General features: G+C 71.5%; 13 protein-coding genes. 10 read left to right on the top strand and 3 right to left on the bottom strand.

What is annotated here, in order from left to right; genetic code table 11:
- Positions 1-208: 208 nt before the first annotated feature.
- The 4 genes from MCBG_RS13650 to MCBG_RS13635 are packed head-to-tail and all read left to right on the top strand — an operon-like array spanning position 209 to position 10,150.
- Entirely contained in the window at positions 209-3,997 is a 3,789-nt protein-coding gene (locus tag MCBG_RS13650; RefSeq protein ID WP_043326008.1) for a phage resistance protein, read from the top strand.
- A complete protein-coding gene (gene pglZ / locus MCBG_RS13645; RefSeq protein ID WP_043326006.1) occupies positions 3,994-6,738 on the top strand; it encodes a BREX-2 system phosphatase PglZ in 2,745 nt (914 codons plus the stop codon). Before MCBG_RS13650 ends, pglZ begins: the two co-directional genes overlap by 4 nt.
- Positions 6,735-8,036 (top strand): BREX system ATP-binding protein BrxD, encoded by a 1,302-nt coding sequence (brxD, locus tag MCBG_RS13640; protein WP_043326004.1) that lies wholly within the window; start codon positions 6,735-6,737, stop codon positions 8,034-8,036. Before pglZ ends, brxD begins: the two co-directional genes overlap by 4 nt.
- Positions 8,033-10,150, top strand: a complete 2,118-nt coding sequence (locus tag MCBG_RS13635; protein ID WP_043326002.1) for a DEAD/DEAH box helicase — start codon at positions 8,033-8,035, stop codon at positions 10,148-10,150. Before brxD ends, MCBG_RS13635 begins: the two co-directional genes overlap by 4 nt.
- Before the next feature lie 50 nt (positions 10,151-10,200).
- On the opposite strand, the gene ilvD is transcribed toward MCBG_RS13635, so the two are convergent.
- Complete coding sequence (gene ilvD, locus MCBG_RS13630; RefSeq protein ID WP_083296934.1) at positions 10,201-12,048, bottom strand: dihydroxy-acid dehydratase; 1,848 nt, start codon at positions 12,046-12,048, stop codon at positions 10,201-10,203.
- A 110-nt stretch (positions 12,049-12,158) separates the two neighbouring features.
- Here ilvD and MCBG_RS13625 point away from each other — a divergent pair, with 110 nt between their 5' ends.
- The 5 genes from MCBG_RS13625 (at position 12,159) to serA (ending at position 20,185) form a co-directional block, all read left to right on the top strand.
- A complete protein-coding gene (locus tag MCBG_RS13625) occupies positions 12,159-14,606 on the top strand; it encodes a putative bifunctional diguanylate cyclase/phosphodiesterase (protein WP_043325999.1) in 2,448 nt (815 codons plus the stop codon).
- 180 nt (positions 14,607-14,786) lie between these two features.
- Positions 14,787-16,682: an acetolactate synthase large subunit gene (locus MCBG_RS13620; protein WP_043325998.1), complete on the top strand. Its 1,896-nt coding sequence runs from the start codon at positions 14,787-14,789 to the stop codon at positions 16,680-16,682.
- Complete coding sequence (gene ilvN, locus MCBG_RS13615) at positions 16,683-17,198, top strand: acetolactate synthase small subunit (RefSeq protein ID WP_018786257.1); 516 nt, start codon at positions 16,683-16,685, stop codon at positions 17,196-17,198.
- Positions 17,199-17,257: 59 nt separating this feature from the next.
- Positions 17,258-18,271: a ketol-acid reductoisomerase gene (gene ilvC, locus MCBG_RS13610; RefSeq protein WP_043325996.1), complete on the top strand. Its 1,014-nt coding sequence runs from the start codon at positions 17,258-17,260 to the stop codon at positions 18,269-18,271.
- 315 nt (positions 18,272-18,586) lie between these two features.
- On the top strand, positions 18,587-20,185 hold the full coding sequence (gene serA / locus MCBG_RS13605) for a phosphoglycerate dehydrogenase (protein WP_043325995.1): 1,599 nt from the start codon (positions 18,587-18,589) through the stop codon (positions 20,183-20,185).
- Between the two features lie 61 nt (positions 20,186-20,246).
- On the opposite strand, the gene MCBG_RS13600 is transcribed toward serA, so the two are convergent.
- On the bottom strand, positions 20,247-20,600 hold the full coding sequence (locus tag MCBG_RS13600; protein ID WP_030500876.1) for a hypothetical protein: 354 nt from the start codon (positions 20,598-20,600) through the stop codon (positions 20,247-20,249).
- A gap of 296 nt (positions 20,601-20,896) precedes the next feature.
- A complete protein-coding gene (locus MCBG_RS13595; RefSeq protein WP_043325992.1) occupies positions 20,897-21,769 on the bottom strand; it encodes an FAD:protein FMN transferase in 873 nt (290 codons plus the stop codon).
- A 219-nt stretch (positions 21,770-21,988) separates the two neighbouring features.
- Between MCBG_RS13595 and MCBG_RS34055 the strand changes: the two genes are divergently transcribed.
- Positions 21,989-22,258, top strand: a 270-nt coding sequence (locus tag MCBG_RS34055) for an isocitrate/isopropylmalate family dehydrogenase (RefSeq protein WP_043325991.1), incomplete at its 3' end; no start/stop codon positions are given.

Raw genomic sequence — 22,258 nt, 5'->3', positions numbered from 1 at the left:
GTCCGGAATCCGACTTACTTTCATCTACTGATGGTCGGGTACGACGCATGCTGATCTGCGGTTCCTCCCACGATCGGTGGAGGGCGGGTTCGACGGATCACGACGAATTCCCCCATCCAGCATGGACAGCGTCCAATCGGGGCGCTGCCAAGCAATCAGGTCGATGGGTAGCGTGTCGGGCACCGTGGGGAGGCTTGGAGGAGCACCTGTGACGCTGCTGCGCGACCTGATCGACATTCCGACGTCCGTCGGCGAAGGCGACTTCGTGGTGAAGGCGGCTGAGGGCGCCGACCTTCACCGGTACGTCGTCACCGACCAGCTTCGCGACAACTTCGCTACCGCGTTGCAGCGGATCGGCCACGCGGTCACGACCGGTCGCTCCCAGGCCATGTTTCTGCACGGCTCGTTCGGTTCCGGCAAGTCGCACTTCATGGCCGTGCTGCGGGAGATCCTGGCGCACAACCCCGACGCCCGGAAGATCAAAGGGCTGGAGGGTCCGGTGGTCGCGGCCGATTCCTGGCTCCCCGGCCGGAAGTTCCTCACGCTGACGCTGCACATGCTCGACGCGCGCTCGGTCGAGCAGGCGATTCTCGAGGGCTACCTACGCCAGATCACCGCCGCGCACCCGGACGCACCGGTACCTGCCGTACACCGGTCGGATGCGTTGTTGGACAACGCAGCGGGCCTGCGGCGGACGCTGGGCGACGACAAGTTCTTCGCCGCGCTGCGCGGTGGCGCCGCCGTGCCGGGCGCGGGCGGTCTCGGCCTGGCCGCGATGCGGGCTCAGGCCGAGGGCTGGACCCCGCAGCGGTACGCGGAGGCAGCCGCTCAGCCACCCGGCACGAAGGACCGCGACGCGCTCGTGAGTGCGCTCACCCAGACGTTCTTCAGCGGAGCGGTGCACAGCGCCGAATATCTCGACCTTGACAGCGGCCTCGCGGTCATCACCCGGCATGCCAAGTCCCTCGGGTACGACGGGATCGTCCTCTTCCTCGACGAGTTGATCCTCTGGCTGTCCGGCCGCATCGCCGACTACACGTTCGTCAACACCGAGGGAGCCAAGCTCAACAAGCTGGTCGAGTCCGCAGACGCGGCCCGGCCGCTGCCGCTGATCTCCTTCGTTGCCCGGCAGCGCAACCTGGAGGAGTTCCTCGGCCCGCAGGTCGGCGGCACCGAGCGGGAAGCACTGGCACACGTGATGCGCAGCGTCCAGGGCCGGCTCGGGGAGATCGTCCTCGCCGACACGAACCTGCCGGAGATCACCGAGAAGCGCCTGCTGCACCCCAACGACGAGGCGGCGCGGGCGGTCATCGACAATGCGTTCGCCGCCGTACGGCACAACCGCGAGGTGTGGGACATCCTGCTGCTCGGCGCACAGTACGGCGACGCCGGCATCGGGTCCGACGCCACCGCCTTCCGCCAGCTCTACCCGTTCTCGCCGGCTCTGGTCGCCACCCTGGTCGCGCTGTCGCAGGCGTTGCAGCGTGAGCGCACCGCGCTGAAGGTGATGACCGAGCTGCTGGTCGAGCGGCGGGACACGCTGAAGGTCAACGACCTGATCGGGGTCGCCGCGCTTTTCGACCCGCTGGTGCTGCACGGCGAACTGCCCGATCGGCCGAAGCTACGTCAGCAGTTCGACGCCGCCCGCAACCTCTATCTGCGTAAGCTGCGGCCGCTACTGCTCACCCTCAACGGCATCGACGAAGAACGGGCAGCGACACACACCCAGTTCCAGCTCGACGACAAGCTGGTCAAGACCGTCCTGCTCGGCGCGTTGGTGCCCGAGGTGCCGGCGCTGCACAACCTGACCGCGGCCAAGCTGCACGCGCTCAACTTCGGATCAATCGCCTCGCCGATCCCCGGTTACGAGAACACCATGGTGCTCACCCGGCTGCGAAAGATCTCGCAGGACGCCGGCGAGCTGCACCTCACCGACGACCACGACCCGGTCGTGTCGCTCAAGCTGCACACCGTCGACTTCGACAAGCTGCTGGACCTGGTGCCGCACAACGAGACCTCGGCGGGCGTACGGCAGCAGTTGCTCCGCGAGCTGATTAGTGCGGAGATGGGCCTGACCGGCACCGAGGGGAGCCACGGCGAGTTGCAGCACCCCCGCGAGTGGCGGGGGCGGCGGCACGTCGTACAGGTCAAGTTCGGCAACGTCCGCGACCCGCTCACCATGCCGGTCGCCGCCCTGATCGCTCCTGGCGAGTCCTGGCGGATCGTCATCGACTATCCGTTCGATCCGCAGGACTTTCCCCGGAACGCGGACCGAGCTCGGATCGACGAGCTGCCCCGGGGTTCCAACACCGTGTTCTGGCTGCCGCTGTACCTGACCGACGACATGATGAGCCGGGTCGCCCAGCTCGCGAAAATCAACTACCTGCTCGGCGTGGGCGGCGCGGGGGAGCGGCTCAACACACTTGCCGCCGACTGGCCCCAGGCCGACCGGCAGCAGGGCCGGGTCTACCTGCTGCAGCGCCAGACCCAGCTCCGCGACGGCCTGATCACCGCGCTCAAGCAGGCGTACGGGGCCGCGAGTCCGCAACCCTCCGACGTGCACCCGGACAGCGTCGGCGTGCTGCACACCCTGGCCGATGGGCTGCGCATCGGCGACCCGAGAGGCGGCACGCTCGCCGACGCGTTCCGCAACCTCACCGGCGAGCTGCTGGACTGGTCGTACCCGGGCAGCCCGGCGCTGCCCGTCGACGAGAAGCCTTTGGCTCGTGCCGACCTGGCGAAGGTGTTCGAGTACGCCAAGAGGGCGGCGGCGGACCCCACCCACGGCGTCTCCATCGACTCCCCGGCCGACCAGAAGACGCTGCGCCGAATCTGCAACCCGCTGCAGCTCGGTGAGGTGGTCGACCACCGTTACGTTCTCGACATCAGCACCTGCTTCTGGAGCCGGCACCTGCTGCAGGAGGCGGCCCGGCAGGACTACCGGGACCGCTGGCCGGTACACGCGCTGCGCAAGCTGCTCGACCTGCCCAAGGCCCGCGGCTTCGATCGCGAGCTGCAGAATCTGATCATTGCGGTCTTCGCGTTCGAGCAGCAGCTCAGCTGGTACGACACCGGGGGCAAGATCAGCGTAGCGGCGGTCAACGGCGTGGAGGACCGTTTCGAGCTGCGCCACCCGCCGATGCCGGACGACGAGACCTGGAAGGCGGCGGTGAGTTTCGGCCAGCCCTTCTTCGGCGAGGTGCTGCCTCGGTTTCGCAACCCTGCCAACCTCGGCACTCTGGCCGGCACCATGCGTCAGGTCGCCACCCGGTATGCACGGCCCGCCGGTCAGCTCGTGGAGAAGCTGGAGTCGAACGCGACGCGTCTCGGACTCGACCCGCTCGCCGAGTGCGGTCGCCTGGCCACCGCACGGCGGGTCGCGCAGCTACTCACCGAGGTCGCCCAGGAACCCGACGACGTGGTGCTCGTCGCCGTGGTTGCCGAGGGCGAGCGGCGCCTCGGCGGTGTGGACGGCCACGCCGCGAGCCAGGTGTTCAAGCGGGCGCAGGAACTCACCGACGCGCTGACCGACGCGCAGTGGTCGGTGATCGACGCGATCAGCCGGCTGTCAGCGGCGCAGGACGACCCGCGCGCCCGAAGCATCATGGACCAGTTGCACGCCGCGGGGCGTGACGAGCAGCACGGTACGGATCTGGCCGAGGCGGTGCGACGAGCTGTCGAAGCGTCGGTCGAGATGCTCGCGGCACAGCGACCGGTGACCCCGCCGCCCCCGCCCCCTCCGGGGAAGGGCGTCGCACGAGGGAACCATGACCCGGTCGTCGATTCAGGGCCGGACGTCGTCCAGCCGTTGATCCCCCGACAGCGAGGGAACGGCAGCAACACGCCCGTCGAGCCGACACCGGCGGTCCCCGGGGAGACGACAGTCCACGACCTGGATGCGCTGGAGGAAGTTGTCCTTGGGATTCGAGCGGTGGTTTCCGCCGGACGTCCGGTTTCGATCGTCTGGCGGGTCGTCCTTCCGGAGCAGCAGGTATGAGCGTGCCAAGGGCCGCCGTCCGTCCGGCTGCGGTGCGGCGAAAGGTGGAGGCGTGGCTCGCCGAGCGGGACGACGCCGACGCCATCGTGCTGCTGGCCCGGCCGTACTGGACCGATGAGCCCGTGCTGACCGTGGGTGGCAGAACCGTGCGGGTGGTGCCCTGCCCGACGCCTCTGGCGGCGCGTGCTGCCCTGGCGGACCGGTCGGCGCAGGAGAAGCTCGTCCTGCTCACCGACCTCACCGACAGCGAGCTGGGTGACGGGCTGCTGGCGCACGTCAGCCTTCAGACCGGACGCAGCGTGGATCCCTGGGACCTGGTCAGCCAGGCGTTCGGTGGCCAGGTGCGACCGGACTCGACGCTGGTGCGCATCGGTCGCTGGGTTGCCGACGCGCTCACCGAACTGGCGCCGGCCGAGGGCTGGCCGCCGCCGACGGGAACCATCCTGACCCGCGACCACGCGTTGAGGCACCTCGCCGGGACGGTACTCGGACTCGAACCCGACGGGCTGGACGCCGCGGGACTGCTGCACTGGAGCACCGACGCTGCGGCGCAGATGCGCCTCAGCGAACTGCCGGCCGAATGGATCGACGGGCTCGGCACGTTCATGGTCGACGTTGCCGGTCCGGTCGCCGTACCGGTGCTGGCGGCCGTGCGCGCCGGGCAAGGGGTCGATGCCATCCCGCTGGGCCTGCTGACCGGCGTGCTCTGGCCGCGTGACTCCGCGCAGGCGTCGGATGTCGAACTCGCGGTGGCCCGGACCCGGCTGGAGCCGCGTTTCGCCGGTACCCGGCTCACCGAAACGCAGGCATGGGCGTTCACCGATGCCGCCGAGGCGTGGATCTACCGGGCTCTCGACGACGAGGCGGTCCGGCACGACGCGCACCGGCTGCTGCGCCGGGCCGAGGAGGTCGCCGGGGAGATCGGAGTGGCCGGCCGGCTCGCCGCTTCCGCCCTGTTGCCGGCCGGCTTCACCCAGCGGATGCGCGCCTTCGGCGCCGCGGTACGGCTGGCACTGCCGGTTGCCGGAGGTGCCGCGCCCGCCGCTGACCTGATCGAACGGGCGCAGGATCGGCTGGCCGAGGTGGAAGCCCACCGGTCGGCGGACCGGGCACGGGTGGAGACCGCCCGGATGGCGGTTCGGCTCCTGCGCTGGTTGGCCACACCCGATCAGGCGTCGCCCGCCACCATGCCCGACGCCGTGCACCGGCAGATCCGCGAGGACGGCTGGGTCGACCGGGCACGGCTTGACGTGTTCGACGGTGACGTGGATCAGCAGGTTGCCGAGGCGTACCGGATCCTGCACCAGGCAGTACACGCCCGCAGGTCCCGTCACGACCGTGAGTTTGCCGAGCTGTTGCAGGACACCACCGGCGCGGAGCGTGACCCCGGTGCCCTGTTGCGCGTGGAGGACCTGCTGGACCGAGTGGTCCAGCCGATCCTGGACCACGGCCGGCGCGTTCTGCTGCTGCTTCTCGACGGTATGGGAGCGGCGGCGGGTATCGAGATCGCCGAGTCACTGGGGCGTAGCGGTGCCTGGACCGAACTCACCCCGCACGGCGGGCAGCGCACCGGCGTCCTCGCCGCGCTGCCGACGGTCACCGCCGTCAACCGGTGCAGCCTGTTCAGCGGCATGATCAGGGTCGGTGACCGCAACGACGAGGTGAAGGGCTTCGCGGCCCGGTTCCCGGACGGGGTGCTGCTGCACAAGGCCGATTTGCGTACGTCGGCCGGTGTCGCCGTCGACCGTGAGGTCGCCGCGGCGATCGAGAATCCGGCGGTGCCACTGGTCGCCGCCGTCATCAACACCATCGACGATGCGCTCGACCGCAGCGACCCGGGTACCGTCGAGTGGAGCGCTGACACGGTCAGAGGACTGCGTGACCTGATTGCTGTCGCCCAGGACCGGGTAGTGGTGCTGGTTTCCGACCACGGGCACGTCGTCGACCGCGGCTCCGAGGCCCTGCTGTGCCGGTCGGAGAGCAGTGAGAACCGATGGCGTCCCGCCACTGGCGAGCCGGCCGACGGTGAGCTGCGCTTCCGCGGCAGCCGGGTGGCGCTCGGTGGGGGCGACCTGATTCTGCCCTGGAGGGAGGAACTGCGGTACGGCCCCCGCAAGGCCGGCTACCACGGGGGCGCGAGCCCGGCCGAGGCGGTCATCCCACTGCTGCTCTTCGCCTCCGGTGACGATGAGGCCGTCCCCGGATGGTCGGGAGCGCCGGTCGCCAGCCCGGACTGGTGGCGGGAACCGGTTCGGCAGACCGCACCCGAGGAGCAGCCCGCACTGCCCGTCCCTCGCACGGCGGCGGCCCGTCCGACCCGCCGTCCCCGTGCGGCGGTTCAGGACGAGAGCCTGTTCGATGTGCCGCCCCAGGCGCCGGTGGCGGCGGTCCTGCCCCCGCCCGCCGGTCCGCCGGCCCCGATCGACCCATCGTCCGCGCTCGTCGAGGCGCTGCTCGCCAGCCCGGTCTACGCCGACCGGCGGGGAAGTCGGGCACCCGTCCCCGACGAGCGGGTGGCTGCGATGGTCACCGCGCTGCTCGCCGGCAACGGCCGAGCGACGCTGGAGACGCTTGCCACCCGGGCGGAGGTGCCGGTGCACCGCATCTCCGCCACCTTCACCGCGCTCCGGCGGCTGTTGCAGGTCGAGGGCTATCCGGTGCTCAGCCTTGACCCGGACGGACGGACCGCGAAACTGGATATCCCCCTGATGATCGAGCAGTTTGTGCTGGGGCCCTCATGACGGTCGAGGTCAGCGCCCGCCGCCGACGGGACATCATCGACGCGCTGCGCCGGGGCGTAGTGCCGGCCAATGGCCTGGACGCGCTCGCGGTCGGTCTGGACCGGTTCACGGCAGCCCTCGACGAGGACCTGGACCGGGTGGCCGGTGCGGGCAGCGTGTTCAAGGCGGTCCGCGGTGAGTACGGGGCCGGGAAGACCTTCTTCACCCGGTGGCTCGGCGAACGGGCGAAACGGCGCGGCTTCGCGGTGGCCGAAGTGCAGATCTCCGAACTCGAGACGCCGCTGCACCGGATGGAGACGGTCTACCGGCGACTCGTCGAGCAGTTGTCCACCGAACAGTTCACACCGAGCGCGCTGCGGCCCGTACTCGACAACTGGATCTTCGCCTTGGAGGAAGATGTCTTGGCGGCCGGCACGGCTACCGAGGCGGACGCCGAAGCGCTCGACCGCGCGGTAGGTGCGCTGCTCGAAAGCCGCTTGGCGGACATCTCGCGGAGCACCCCCGCGTTCGCGGCGGCACTGCGCGGCTACCGCACCGCGCTCGCGGACGGCGACGATGTCACTGCGGGTGGTCTCGCCGCCTGGTTGGGCGGCCAGCCGCACGTCGCTGCGGCCACCCGGCGAGTCGCTGGGGTGAAGGGCGATCTTGACCACTTCGGTGCGCTCAACTTCCTACGTGGCCTGCTGGCCGTGCTGCGCGACAGCGGCCACCCTGGTCTGCTTCTGGTACTCGATGAGGTCGAGACGCTGCAGCGGGTTCGCGCGGATGCACGGGACAAGGCACTCAACGCCTTGCGGCAACTCGTCGACGACATCTACGCTGGCCGATTCCCCGGGCTCTTCCTGATGATCACTGGCACACCGGCGTTTTTTGACGGCCCGCAGGGCGTCCAGCGGCTCGCCCCGCTTGCTCAACGACTCGCCACCGACTTCGGCCCGGAACACCGTTGGGACAATCCCCGCGCCACGCAGCTCCGGCTCCCCGGCTTCACCGAGGACTCCCTGGTTCACCTCGGCGTGCGAGTGCGGGACATCTACGGTGGTGATCGGGTTTCCGCGCGCGTCGACGATGATTACCTCGGCGAACTTGCCCGCGCGGTAGCCGGACGGCTGGGTGGCCAGGTCGGGGTGGCACCCCGGGTCTATCTCAAGAAGCTCGTCGCGGACGTCTTCGACCGCGTCGACCAGTTCCCCGACTGGGACCCGCGCCAGCACTACGGACTGACCCTGCGGCCCGATGAGTTGACCGACGTCGAGCGAAACGTGGTCGCGGCCGACGACGTCGAGCTGTCGATGTGAGCGAGGGCGTCCCGCTGGACCCGGTGCTGTTGCATCACGTGGTCAACAGCCTCGGCTGGCCGGACCTACGTCCGCTGCAGCGTGCCGCCCTCGCGCCGGTGGCGCGCGGCGACGACGCGCTGCTGCTCGCCGCGACGGCCGGAGGCAAGACCGAAGCTGCGATCTTCCCGCTGCTCACCCGCATGGCGGGCGAGCGTTGGAGCGGCACCTCGCTGCTCTACCTGTGCCCACTGAAAGCGCTGCTCAACAACCTGCATCCGCGACTGGAACGGTACGCCGGTTGGCTGGGGCGCACCGTCGCACTCTGGCACGGTGATGTGAGCGCGACGGCTCGCCGCCGAGCATTGTGGCAACACCCTGACATTCTGCTGACCACACCCGAATCGATCGAGTCCATGCTGGTCAGCGCTAACGTGGACCACAGGCTCTTCCTGGCCGGGGTGCGTGCGGTGGTGGTGGACGAGGTGCATGCCTTCGCCGGCGACGACCGTGGCTGGCACCTGCTGGCACTGCTCGAAAGACTGGTGCGGGTGACCGGCCGGCCTCTGCAGCGGGTCGGACTCTCCGCCACCGTGGGCAACCCGGAACAGCTTCTCACCTGGCTGCAGGGGTCGGGAGCGGGCAGCCGTCCGGGCACCGTCGTCGCCCCCGGCCAGGTCACCGACGTTCGTCCCGTTGGTGGGCCTCCACCAGGTGAGGTCGAACTCGACTACGTGGGATCGCTGGCCAACGCGGCCGTTGTCATCGCCGCCCTGCACCGGGGGGAAAAGCGGCTGGTCTTCTGCGAGTCCCGGCAGACGGTCGAGGAACTGGCACAGCTGCTCCGCGAGCGCGGCGTCACCACCTTCCTGTCCCACGCCTCGCTCTCACTCGACGAGCGACGCCGGGCAGAGCACGCATTCGCCGAGGCCCGGGATTGTGTCATCGTGTCCACCAGCACGCTGGAACTCGGTATCGACGTGGGTGACCTGGATCGGGTGATCCAGATCGACTCTCCGACGACCGTCGCGTCATTCCTGCAGCGGCTCGGTCGCAGTGGGCGCAGACCGGGCAGTTCGCGCAACTGCCTCTTCCTCTGCCGCAGCGCGATGGAGCTGACCAGGGCCGCCGCTCTGCTGTCGCTGTGGGGCGAAGGCTGGGTGGAGCCCGTCCTCCCCCCGCCTGAACCTCGCCATATCGTCGCCCAGCAGATGCTCGCGCTCTGTCTGCAGGAAGGCCGCGTCGGAGACCGGCTCTGGGCGCAGGCGTGGAACGGCTTGCCCCCGTTCGACCGGAGCGCCGAGCCGGTCATGCGCCATCTGACGGACCAGGGCTACCTCGACAGCGACGGCGGGCTGCTGTTCATCGGCCTGCAGGCAGAACAGCGGTTCGGCCGGCGGCACTTCATGGAGCTGACCGCTGTATTCACCGGTCCGCCGGAGTTCACCGTCCTGCACGGGCGGCAGGAGCTGGGGCGAATCGACCCGAGCCTGCTCACCGAGGAGGTGCGGGGAGACCGCCGACTGCTGCTGGGCGGCCGGAGCTGGCGGGTCAACTACGTCGACTGGCGACGGCGGCGCTGCTTCGTGGAACCCGCGGACGGCGGCGGCCGGGCCCGGTGGACGTCGCAGGGTTGGCTCGGGTCGAGCTTTCCGGTGACTCAAGCCATGCGGCAGGTACTGCTCGGGAAGGACCCGCCGGTGCGATTGACCACGCGGGCGTCGAACCGGCTCGCGGCGATCCGTGAGGAGCGTTCGTCCCAAGTACACCCAGGCGGCACCTGTGTGGTGCGTTCTCGCGGAGATCTGCACTGGTGGACCTGGGCGGGTCTACGGGGCAACGCTACGCTGGCCGCCACGCTCAGTGAGGTGGTCGACCCCTCGCAGCGTTTCGACGACTGTGCCATCCGCCTCCGCCGGGATGTGACAAGGGCCCAGTGGCGAGCCCTGGTGACCGACGCCGGTCAGCGGTTGTGTCTTCCCGACATCGACAGGCGGGCTGTCGCCGGCCTCAAATTCGGCGCAGCCCTACCCGAGCGGCTCGCCGTCGCGACCTTGGCGGCACGCCTCGCCGACCTGGATGCGGCGGCAGCCGTACTGGCCGAACCGGTTCGCTTCACGGACGTCGGGTGTTAATAAGGGCCCCCTCCTCTACCGGAGGCGTTAAGAAGGGGCCCTTCCTTACGTCACTCGGGGACGCGGCGGTAGGCGCCGTCGCTGGCCGAGGTCGCCATCGAGGCGTACGCGCGCAGCGCCGCCGACACCGGACGCTGCCGGTCGACCGGGGTGTACGGGCGGTCCCGCTTCTCCTCGGCCACCCGGCGCGCCTCCAGCTCGTCGGCGGGCACGTTCAGCTCGATCGACCGGCCCGGGATGTCGATGACGATCTCGTCGCCGTCGCGGACCAGCGCGATCAGCCCACCGGAGGCGGCCTCCGGGGAGACGTGCCCGATGGACAGGCCGGAGGTGCCGCCGGAGAACCGGCCGTCGGTGAGCAGCGCGCAGGAGCGGCCCAGCCCGCGGCCCTTGAGGAACGAGGTCGGGTAGAGCATCTCCTGCATGCCGGGGCCGCCCTTCGGGCCCTCGTACCGGATCACCACGACGTCCCCGGCGACGATCTCCTTGGCGAGGATCGCGGTCACCGCGTCGTCCTGCGACTCGTAGACCTTGGCCGGGCCGCGGAACGTCAGGCACTCCTCGGGCACGCCGGCGGTCTTCACCACGCAGCCGGCCGGCGCGAGGTTGCCGTGCAGGATGGCCAGGCCGCCGTCCGCGCTGTACGCGTGCTCCCGGTCCCGGATGCAGCCGCCGGCCGCGTCGGTGTCCAGCGACGACCAGCGGTTGGTGGTGGAGAACGGCTCGGTGGTGCGCACGCCGCCCGGGGCGGCGTGGAACAGCTCGATCGCCTCTCGCGTGGCCGCGCCGCCGCGCACGTCCCAGTCGGCCAGCCACTTGTCGAGGCCGGGGGAGTGCACCGCGCGCACGTCTCGGTGCAGCAGCCCGGCGCGGTCCAGCTCACCGAGGATGGCCGGGATGCCGCCGGCCCGGTGCACGTCCTCCATGTGGTAGTTCGGCGAGTTCGGGGCGACCTTGGCCAGGCACGGCACCCGGCGGGAGATCGCGTCGATGTCGGCGACGCCGAAGTCCAGCTCCGCCTCGCGGGCGGCGGCGAGCAGGTGCAGCACCGTGTTCGTGGAGCCGCCCATGGCCACGTCGAGGGCGATCGCGTTCTCGAACGCCTCCCGGCCGGCGATCGAGCGCGGCAGCACCGAGGCGTCGTCGTTCTCGTACCACTGCTTGGCGATCTCCACGATCGTGCGCCCGGCCTCGACGAACAGCGACCGGCGCGCGGCGTGGGTGGCGAGCGTCGAGCCGTTGCCTGGTAGCGCGAGGCCGATCGCCTCGGTGAGGCAGTTCATCGAGTTGGCGGTGAACATGCCGGAGCAGGACCCGCAGGTCGGGCAGGCGGAGCGCTCGATCTCGCCGAGCTGGTCGTCGGTGACCGCCTCGTTCGAGGAGGCGATCATGGCGTCGATCAGGTCGATCTTGGAGTGCACGACGCCCTCGATCGCCACCGTCTTGCCGGCCTCCATCGGGCCGCCGGAGACGAAGACGGTGGGGATGTTGAGCCGCAGCGCGGCGAGCAGCATGCCCGGGGTGATCTTGTCGCAGTTGGAGATGCAGACCAGGGCGTCCGCGCAGTGCGCGTTGACCATGTACTCGACCGCGTCGGCGATCAGCTCCCGGCTGGGCAGGGAGTAGAGCATGCCGCCGTGGCCCATGGCGATGCCGTCGTCCACGGCGATGGTGTTGAACTCCCGCCCCACGCCGCCGGCCTCGGCCACCGCGTCGGCGACCAGGCCGCCGAGGTCCTTGAGGTGGACGTGACCGGGTACGAACTGGGTGAAACTGTTGGCGATGGCGACAATCGGCTTGCCGAAGTCGTCGTCGGTCATCCCGGTGGCCCGCCACAGGGCCCGGGCGCCGGCCATCGTCCGACCGTGGGTGGAGGTCCTCGACCGCAGCTCAGGCATGACAACCAGTCTGACACCATCCCGGCGGCGCGCCCCCGCCGCGCACCCTGTGTCCCAACAGTTGCACACCCGGTGCCCCACGGGGGGCGCTCATCCGGCACAGTTGACGCGTGCAGTCGTCCCCGGGGATGGTCACCGTCGCGGCGCTGAGCGGGATCGCCGCGGCCGCCGCCACGGTGCTGCTCGCCGCGTCCGCGCGGCGTCGCACCGGCCCTCGGCGGCAGGCCCACCTGCTGCTGGCCGTCGCCGCCGGGGCGGCCCTGCTCAGCCTGCTGGTCGGTCTCGGCGGTCTGCTCGCGGCCGGGGACCACTGGGCGCACCGGCAGGGCCAGCGGACCGGCTGGGCGGCAGTGGTCGCGGTGGGCACCACGCTCGCCGGGCTCGGCCTCGGCGCCGCCGTGCTCCGGCTGCCCGGCGCCGCCGCGACCCGCGCCGCCACCGCCCGGCTGCTGCTGGACGGCCTGATCATGGGCAGCGCGCTCTGGTTCGTCGGCTGGGTGGCGTTCAGCGAGCCGACCCGGCTGCTCGGTGACGCCACCCCGGTCGCCTGCCTGCCGATCGTGCTGGCCTCGATCATCGCGGCGCTGACCACCGGGCTGACCGTGATCCTGGTGCTGCGGGTCGCGCCGCCACGCGGGTGGCTGACCCTGCTCGGCGTCGGCGCGATAGCGGTCACCGCGGGCGGGCTGGGCGTCTCGGCCGGGCTCTGCCAGGCCGGTCCCGGCCTGGCGCTGACCGGCGCCACGCTGACCGCCGCCGGCCTGCTCGCCACCGCCGTGGCCGGACGCCGGGCCGACCTGACGCAGCTCGACGTCGATCTCATCCGCCGCGACGGCGAGTACGCCTTCGTGCCGATGTTCGCCATCGCCGCCTCCGCGATGTACCACCTGGTGCAGGGTGGCGGGTTCGACGGGTACGCCATCGTGGCCGGCACGGTCGAGGGCTTCGCCCTGGTCACCCGGCAGTACCTGGCGCTCAACGACGTACGCGGCTACGCGGGCCGGCTGGCCGAGCGGGAGGCGCACTTCCGTGAGCTGGCGCACACCGACCCGCTCACCGGGCTGGCGAACCGGCGCGGGCTGCTGCGGGCTCTGCACCGCTGCGCCGAGTCGGGCGTCCCCTGCGTCCTGCTCGGGCTCGACCTGGACGGGTTCAAGAACGTCAACGACATGCGGGGCCACGACGTCGGCGACGCGGTGCTGATCGAGGTGGGGCGGCGGCTGCGGGGCAACCTGCGGCCGGGTGACCTGGCGGCCCGGCTCGGCGGCGACGAGTTCGCGGTGCTGATGCACGGGTCGGCCGATCCCGGCCCGGTGGCCGACCGGCTGCTCGGGGTGCTCGGCCGCCCGTACGAGCAGGGGGACGGTCCGGTCTTCCTGTCGGTGAGCATCGGCGTGGCGGCCGGGCACGGCGACGCGGACGTGGAGCTGCTGCTGCGCAACGCCGACCTGGCGCTGCGCTACGCCAAGCAGCGGGGCAAGAACCGGATCGAGCGCTACGACGCCACGTACGACCAGTTGCTGAGCCGGCGTACCCGGCTGGAGCACGAGCTGCGCGGCGCGATCGAGCGCGACGAGCTGCGGCTGGTCTTCCAGCCGGTGGCCTCGCTGCCGTCGGTGCGCCCGGTCGGCGCCGAGGCGCTGCTGCGCTGGCGGCACCCGGAGCTGGGCAACGTCCGGCCGGACGAGTTCATCCCGCTCGCCGAGGAGTGCGGGATGATCGCCAAGCTCGGCGCGTGGGTGCTGCACCAGGCCTGCTACCAGCTCTCCCGCTGGCTCGCCGACGGGCACGACGTGTGGGTGTCGGTGAACGTCTCACCGCGCGAGCTGCACGCGCCGGAGTACGTGGTCCAGGTCGCCGAGGCGCTGCGCGCGCACCACGTGCCGCCGCAGCGGCTGGTGCTGGAGGTGACCGAGCACGCGGTCGCCACCGACCTGGACGAGCTGATCCGGCGGCTCACCGCGCTGCGGCTGACCGGCGTCCGGATCGCGCTGGACGACTTCGGCGCCGGCTACTCGTCGCTCGGCCAGCTCCGGCGGCTGCCGATCGACATTCTCAAGATCGACCACAGTCTGGTCGCCGAGCACGAGCCGGTCCGGCCGGTCGGGCGGGACGGTCCGGCGTTCGCGCCGATGGTCGACATCGTCATGCGCCTGGGGCATCAGCTCGGCCTGGAGGTGATCGCCGAGGGCGTGACCAATCCGACCGAGCTGGCCGCGGTGGTGGCCGCCGGCTGCCGGTTCGGTCAGGGGGCGCTGTTCGGCTGGGGCGTGCCGGCCGAGCACCTGGAGGCGATGCTGGAGGCGGCGACCGCGCCCGGGAACCGGCACACCGCGATGCCGCAGACGCCACCCGCGCCGCCGGCGCACAGCCCGTCGCCGTTGCTGCCCCGGTTGCGCAACAACCCGCCGGCCACGGTGCCCGCGCAGCGTCCTCCGATGGAGGGATCTTCGCAGGTGGCACCGGGGGTGGAGGGCATGCCGGGTACCGAAACGCCCACGTCCGTGAACCAAAATGTGGGATCAGTTGACTCATCGCGTGAGATGCGTCAGGCTTAGCCGCATGTCGTCGAACCGGTCGCCGCGAGTACTTACCTGAGCGCACTCTCCCACCGAGAGTGCGCTGGCCCCGTGCATCCTGCACGTGGGCTTTTTTGTTGCCGTCGGACCCATCGCGGGACCTCCGCGTCCCATCCTGAGAAGCGCGTCACCCACTCACTTCCGAAGGCTTGAACCGCCATGACGAGACCCACGCCAGAGACCCTCGCCCACACCGCCCGCCGTGCCCGTTCCGGCACCGGCGCGGCCGGTGACTCCGACTCCGCCGCCCGCCCCGGCCGTGCCGCCCCGGCGGCCGCCACCACCGAGACGCCCGTACGGGAGCCCGCCACCGCGCAGGTCTCGGGCGCCGGTTCGCTCGTGCGGTCGCTGGAGGCGCTCGGCGTCGACGTGGTCTTCGGCATTCCGGGCGGTGCGATCCTGCCCGCGTACGACCCGCTCTACGACTCCACGGTCCGCCACATCCTGGTCCGGCACGAGCAGGGCGCCGGGCACGCGGCCACCGGTTACGCGCAGGCCACCGGCCGGGTGGGCGTCTGCATCGCCACCTCCGGCCCGGGCGCGACGAACCTGGTGACGCCGATCGCCGACGCCTACATGGACTCGGTGCCGATGGTGGCGATCACCGGCCAGGTGGCCCGGCCGTCGATCGGCACGGACGCCTTCCAGGAGGCGGACATCCAGGGCATCACGCTGCCGATCACCAAGCACAACTTCCTGGTGCAGACGGCCGACGAGATCCCGCGGGTGCTGGCCGAGGCGTTCCACCTGGCCGCGACCGGCCGGCCCGGCCCGGTGCTCGTCGACATCCCGAAGGACGTGCTCCAGGCGCCGGCGACCTTCTCCTGGCCGCCCGCGCTCGACCTGCCCGGCTACCGGCCCACGCTGCACCCGCACGGCAAGCAGATCCGCGAGGCGGCCCGGCTGATGACCAATGCCCGCCGTCCGGTGCTCTACGTCGGCGGCGGCGTGCTCAAGGCCGGCGCCACCGAGGGGCTGCGCAAGCTGGCCGAGCAGACCGGCATCCCGGTGGTCACCACGCTGATGGCGCTCGGCGCGTTCCCCGACTCGCACCGCCAGCACCTGGGCATGCCGGGCATGCACGGCACCGTGGCCGCGGTCTACGGCCTGCAGAAGGCCGACCTGATCGTGGCGCTGGGCGCCCGCTTCGACGACCGGGTGACCGGCAAGCTCGACTCGTTCGCGCCGGACGCGACTGTGGTCCACGCCGACATCGACCCGGCCGAGATCGGCAAGAACCGGCACGCCGACGTCCCGATCGTGGGCGACGCGCGGCACGTCATCGACGAGCTGATCGCGGCGGTCACCGCCGAGCAGGCCGCGCACCCGTCGGTCGACCTGACCGACTGGTGGGCGCAGCTCGACGACCTGCGCGAGCGGTACCCGCTCGGTTTCGAGGAGCCGGCCGACGGCACGCTCTCCCCGCAGTACGTGATCAAGCGGCTGGGCGAGATCGCCGGCCCGGACGCGATCTACGTGGCGGGCGTCGGCCAGCACCAGATGTGGGCCAGCCAGTTCATCTCGTACGAGAAGCCGCACACCTGGCTCAACTCCGGTGGCCTGGGCACCATGGGCTACGCCGTCCCGGCCGCGATGGGGGCCAAGGTCGGCAAGCCGGACACCACCGTGTGGGCGGTCGACGGCGACGGCTGCTTCCAGATGACCAACCAGGAGCTGGCCACCTGCGCGCTGGAGGGCATCCCGGTCAAGGTCGCCGTGATCAACAACGGCAACCTGGGCATGGTGCGGCAGTGGCAGACCCTGTTCTACGGGGAGCGCTACTCCAACACCGAGCTGGGCACGCACAAGCACCGCATCCCGGACTTCGTCAAGCTCGCCGAGGCGCTCGGCTGCGTCGGGCTGCGCTGCGAGAACGCCGCCGACGTGGACAAGACCATCGAGGCGGCCATGGCGATCAACGACGCGCCGGTGGTCATCGACTTCGTGGTCGGCAAGGACGCGATGGTCTGGCCGATGGTCGCCGCCGGCACCAGCAACGACGAGATCATGTTCGCGCGGGGCGTGCGCCCTGCTTTCGACGAGGACGAACTCTAAATGACGATGCACACGCTGTCCGTGCTGGTGGAGAACAAGCCGGGCGTCCTGGCCCGGGTCTCCGGGCTGTTCTCCCGGCGCGGGTTCAACATCGACAGCCTCGCCGTCGGCGAGACCGAGAACCCGGACGTCTCCCGCATCACCATCGTGGTCAACGCCGAGTCCTCGCCGCTGGAGCAGGTGACCAAGCAGCTCAACAAGCTGGTCAACGTACTCAAGATCGTGGAGCTGGACCCGCAGGTGTCGGTGGCGCGGGAGCTGCTGCTGGTCAAGGTCCGCGCGGACCGCACGGCCCGCGCCCAGGTGCTGGAGACGGTCGGCCTGTTCCGTGCCCGGGTGGTCGACGTCGCGCCGGACACGCTGACGATCGAGGCCACCGGCACGCCGGACAAGCTCGACGCGCTGCTGCGTGACCTGGAGCCGTTCGGCATCAAGGAGATGGTCCAGTCCGGCACGGTGGCCATCGGGCGGGGTTCCCGGGCCATCACCGCCGGCCCGGCCCTGCGCGCCGCCTGATCCGTACCCACAAGTTTTTTCGACGGGCCGACGGGCTCCGCCGTACGAAAGGGAAGTCAATGAGCGTTGAGGTGTTCTACGACGACGACGCCGACCTGGGCCTGATCCAGGGCCGCAAGGTCGCCGTGATCGGGTACGGCAGCCAGGGCCACGCGCACGCGCTGTCGCTGCGCGACTCGGGCGTCGACGTGGTGATCGGCCTGCCCGCCGGGTCGAAGAGCCGGCCGAAGGCCGAGGAGCAGGGCCTGCGGGTGCTCACGCCCGCCGAGGCGGCCGCCGAGGCCGACGTGATCATGATCCTGGCGCCGGACACGGCCCAGCGGCACATCTACGCCGAGGCCATCGCGCCGAACCTGACCGCGGGCAAGGCGCTGTTCTTCGGGCACGGCTTCAACATCCGGTACGGCCTGATCAAGCCCCCGGCCGACGTGGACGTGGCGATGGTCGCCCCGAAGGGCCCCGGTCACCTGGTCCGCCGCCAGTACGTCGACGGCAAGGGCGTGCCCTGCCTGGTCGCCGTCGAGCAGGACGCCAGCGGCAACGCGTTCGGCCTGGCCCTGGCGTACGCCAAGGCGATCGGCGGCACCCGCGCCGGCGCGATCCGGACCACGTTCACCGAGGAGACCGAGACCGACCTGTTCGGCGAGCAGGCGGTGCTCTGCGGCGGCGCGGCGGCGCTGGTGCAGACCGGTTTCGAGGTGCTCACCGAGGCCGGCTACGCGCCCGAGGTGGCCTACTTCGAGTGCCTGCACGAGCTGAAGCTGATCGTCGACCTGATGTACGAGGGCGGCATCGCCCGGATGCGCTACAGCATCTCCGACACCGCCGAGTACGGCGACCTGTCCCGTGGCCCGCGCGTGATCGACTCGCGGGTCAAGGAGGAGATGCGCAAGATCCTCGGCGAGATCCAGTCCGGCGAGTTCGCCCGCGAGTGGGTGGCCGAGGACGAGGCCGGCCGGCCGAACTTCGCCAAGTGGCAGGCCGAGGGCGCGGCGCACCCGATCGAGGAGACCGGGCAGAAGCTGCGCGGCATGATGAGCTGGGTCGACCGGCCGATCACCGAGACCGCCTGAGTTCTTCCCTCGTGCGGCCCGTGGCCCGACGCTCTCCCCGGCGTCCGGCTGCGGGCCGCCGTGCGTTCACGTGTTGAGACACGGTGAGTAGCGCCTCGTCCCGTACCGCACCCGTTAACGGGGGATGACGGGCGTGCGACGGGCCTTTGTGAGGGCCCTCACCCCGCACTCCGGGACACGCCGGGCGGGCAGCCACCTACCATCCTTGGTGTGGTGCCCCGGCGCACCCGACGGCCATGGCACGGATCGGCGTAGGGCGCAGCGCGGCGCCCCGGCGTCCCAGGCCGCACCATTACCGAGCGTCTACGAGGACCGATGAATCCTGTCGTACTGATCGCCGAAGAACTCGCCCCCGCCGCCATCGAGGTGCTCGCCCACGACTTCGACGTGCGGCACGTGGACGGCACCGATCGCCCGGCCCTGCTCTCCGCCCTCTCCGAGGCCGACGCGGTGATCGTACGCAGCGCCACCCAGATCGACGCCGAGGCGATCGCGGCCGCGCCGCGGCTCAAGGTGGTCGCCCGGGCCGGCGTCGGTCTGGACAACGTCGAGGTGCCCGCCGCCACCGCCCGGGGCGTCATGGTGGTGAACGCGCCCACCTCGAACATCGTCTCCGCCGCCGAGCAGGCCGTCGCGCTGCTGCTCGCGGTGGCCCGCAACACCGCCAGCGCCAGCGCCGCGCTCAAGGCCGGCGAGTGGAAGCGGTCCAAGTACACCGGCGTGGAGATCCAGGGCAAGACCGTGGGCGTGGTCGGCCTCGGCCGCATCGGCGTGCTGTTCGCCCAGCGCATCGCCGCGTTCGGCACCCGGCTGATCGCGTACGACCCGTACATCCAGCCGGCCCGCGCCGCGCAGCTCGGTGTCCGCCTGGTCGGGCTGGAGGAGCTGCTGCGGGAGAGCGACTTCATCTCGATCCACCTGCCGAAGACGCCGGAGACGGTGGGCCTGATCGGCGAGAAGGAGCTGGCGATCGTCAAGCCGGGCGTCCGGATCGTCAACGCGGCCCGGGGCGGGCTGGTCGACGAGCAGGCGCTCGCCGACGCGATCGCGGAGGGCCGGGTCGCCGGCGCCGGCGTCGACGTGTACGCCAAGGAGCCCTGCACCTCCTCGCCGCTGTTCGCCTTCGACAACGTGGTGGCCACCCCGCACCTGGGCGCCTCCACCAACGAGGCGCAGGACAAGGCCGGTCTGGCCGTGGCCAAGAGCGTCAAGCTGGCGCTGCAGGGCGAGTTCGTGCCGGACGCGGTGAACGTGCAGGCCGGCGGCGTGGTCGCCGAGGACGTACGCCCGCTGCTGCCGCTGGCCGAGCGGCTGGGCCGGGCGTTCACCGCCCTGGCCGGCGGGGTGGCCGCCAGCGTCACCGTCGAGGTGCGCGGCGAGATCGCCGCCCACGACGTGTCGGTGCTCAAGCTGGCCGCGACCAAGGGCCTGTTCAGCTCCGTGGTGGAGGAGCAGGTCACCTACGTCAACGCGCCGCACCTGGCGGCCGAGCGGGGTGTCGAGGTCACGCTGGCCACGCCGGGCGAGACGGTCGACCACCCGAACCTGGTGACCGTGCGCGGCGCGCTGCCGGACGGCCGTACCGTCCGGGTGTCCGGCACCGTGGTGCACACCGGCGCCCGGGACGTGTTCAAGCTGACCGAGGTGGACGGCTTCGACGTCGAGATCGGCGCGGAGGGCATCCTGGTCTTCCTGCGCTACGCCGACCGGCCCGGCGTGGTCGGCACCGTCGGCACGCTGCTCGGCGAGGCCGGCGTCAACATCGCCGCCATGCAGGTGGCCCGCCGTGAGGCCGGTGGCGAGACGCTGATGACGCTCACCGTCGACCAGGCGCTCGGCGCCGACCTGCTCACCTCCGCCGCCGACTCGATCGGCGCGGTGGCGGCCAGCGCGGCCGACCTGCGCGACGTGTAGTCCGGACAGGACACATCGGGGCCCGGCCGGATGCGGCCGGGCCCTTCGTCGTTCCGGCCGGTCAGGAACGCACGCGGGCCGGTGGCGGGTAGACCGAGCCGTCCTGCGCGTCGAAGAGCATCAGGTCGTGTTCGCCGGCCAGCCGTTCGATGTCCAGCAGGACCTGGTCCGGGCAGGTCGGGTTCAGGTTCATCTCGATGTGGTCGGCGGCCGTGTGCAGCGGCGCCTCCCAGGGCGTACCCGGCCGGGTCGGACCGTCGGGGTAGCTCGCCGTGATCGCCCGGTAGAAGGCGACCAGCCTCGGGTCGGGTTGCTGCTTGCCGTGCCAGCCCTCGCGGCACTGCTGCACCGCCGCCCGCACCTGCTCCGGTGTCGCCCCGTTCGGCAGGGCCCACACGCTCAGATCGAAACTCACGGCGGACAGCGTGCCATCCCGGGCCCGGCCCGTCACCTCTGCCCCACCGTGCGTTCACCGGCTGATTGCCGACACCGATTCCCCGGCGTCCGCTGTGGAGACTCTTGCGTCGAGTTGCGTCGATTCGCTAGCGTACCGTTGCGGTTTCCGGCTGAGTCGATTCCCCGGCCCGTCTTCGGGTGGCGCGGTCGGGCGTCCGCCCCGTCGGCCCGCACCCCTCGATTGCGCGAGCCACGCGCACTCGTCGCTGACCGGCCCCCACGGTCGTTGCCGAGACCGCGGGGGCCGATCGCGGCTCAGCGCCGGTGCTGCGCGAACAGCGGGCGGTAGTCCGAGTCCTGGCGGAACCAGGCCAGTCCGGCCGGTCCGGCGGCGTACAGGGCGGTGGCGTAGGCGTCGGCGACGGCGAGGTCCGGGCCGATCACGGTGGCGGCCGCCAGGCGGTCGGTCGGCTCGCCGGTGTGCGGGTCGATCACGTGCCCCCGCCGCCCGGTGACACCGGAGGTGCCCACCGCGCCGGTCGTCATCTCCAGCACGAGCGGCGTGCGCCGGGTGTCGGTGGGGTGGTGCACGGCCACGCGCCACGGCCCGCCGTGCGCCGCGCGCCCGCGTACCGTCAGGTCGGCGCCGCTGAGCACGGCGTAGTCGTGGATGCCGGCGGCGCGCAACCGCGCCGCGGCCCGCTCCACGGCCCAGCCGCCGAGCAGGCCGCCCGGGTCGAAGCCGCCGGGCACGGCCCAGGCGTCGAACCAGCCGTCGGTCGCCGCCCGCATCGACGCGCAGAGGTCGATCAGGTCGGCCAGCGGGGGGTACGAGTCGGGGCTGATCTCGTCGCGGCGCAGCCGGGACACGAGGCTGTCCGGCCGGTTCGGTCCGTAGGTGAGGTCGATGGCGCGCAGTTCGGCGACGGCGTCCCGCAGCGCCTCGCCCACCACCCGGTGGCCCAGCCACTCGGGCGCGTTGAGCAGCAGTGTGTAGTCGGCGGTCGAGGTGGCCACCGTGTGCCGGACGGTGATCCGGCCGGACGCGCCGGCGCCGGGCCGCTCGACGCGGTGGCTGCTGGCGCCCAGGTGCAGGTCCGGACGGACCGGGCGGAACGCGGACTGGTCGACCCAGCGGGTACGTGGTTGCTCGTCCGCCCAGTGGGTCCGCCGGTGCTCGATCCGCATGACACCTGCCCCTCGGTGGTCGCCGCCGTGTCGCGGCGGTGGCCGGTTCCGGGCCTGCGTCGACCCGATGAAACCCGACCCTAAGCAGTGGAGATGACCGCGCCATGGGTGTCAGCTGGGAGGATCCTGTGACTCGCGTTCCCGAATGGTGGAAGATTCGTACCGGGGGACGGGACACCGACGTACCGTTGCCGGGAACGTCGAGACGAGGAGCATCAGGTGGCACGCATCGCGGTGGTGGCCGGCGACGGCATCGGACCCGAGGTGGTCGCGCAGGCCCGCAAGGTCCTCGACGCGGTGCTGCCCGGCATCGAGGCCACCGAGTACGACCTGGGCGCGGCGCGCTGGCACCGCACCGGCGAGGCGCTGCCCGACTCCGTCCTCGACGAGCTGGCCGGTCACGACGCGATCCTGCTCGGCGCGGTCGGCGACCCGACCGTGCCGCCGGGCGTGCTGGAGCGCGGCCTGCTGCTCAAGCTCCGGTTCGCC

It is taken from the genome of Micromonospora sp. M42 (assembly GCF_000568915.1).
Taxonomy (GTDB): domain Bacteria; phylum Actinomycetota; class Actinomycetes; order Mycobacteriales; family Micromonosporaceae; genus Micromonospora; species Micromonospora chalcea.
The sequence above is the reverse complement of the archived record's forward strand: the minus strand, read 5'-3'. Positions and strand labels throughout refer to the sequence as shown.

Excerpts from the sequence above, each read along its gene's own strand:
- MCBG_RS13595 (WP_043325992.1), bottom strand. The coding sequence starts at position 21,769 with ATGCGGATCGAGCACCGGCGGACCCACTGGGCGGACGAGCAACCACGT.
- ilvN (WP_018786257.1), top strand. The coding sequence starts at position 16,683 with ATGACGATGCACACGCTGTCCGTGCTGGTGGAGAACAAGCCGGGCGTC.
- ilvC (WP_043325996.1), top strand. The coding sequence starts at position 17,258 with ATGAGCGTTGAGGTGTTCTACGACGACGACGCCGACCTGGGCCTGATC.
- pglZ (WP_043326006.1), top strand. The coding sequence starts at position 3,994 with ATGAGCGTGCCAAGGGCCGCCGTCCGTCCGGCTGCGGTGCGGCGAAAG.
- serA (WP_043325995.1), top strand. The coding sequence starts at position 18,587 with ATGAATCCTGTCGTACTGATCGCCGAAGAACTCGCCCCCGCCGCCATC.
- brxD (WP_043326004.1), top strand. The coding sequence starts at position 6,735 with ATGACGGTCGAGGTCAGCGCCCGCCGCCGACGGGACATCATCGACGCG.
- MCBG_RS13620 (WP_043325998.1), top strand. The coding sequence starts at position 14,787 with ATGACGAGACCCACGCCAGAGACCCTCGCCCACACCGCCCGCCGTGCC.
- ilvD (WP_083296934.1), bottom strand. The coding sequence starts at position 12,048 with ATGCCTGAGCTGCGGTCGAGGACCTCCACCCACGGTCGGACGATGGCC.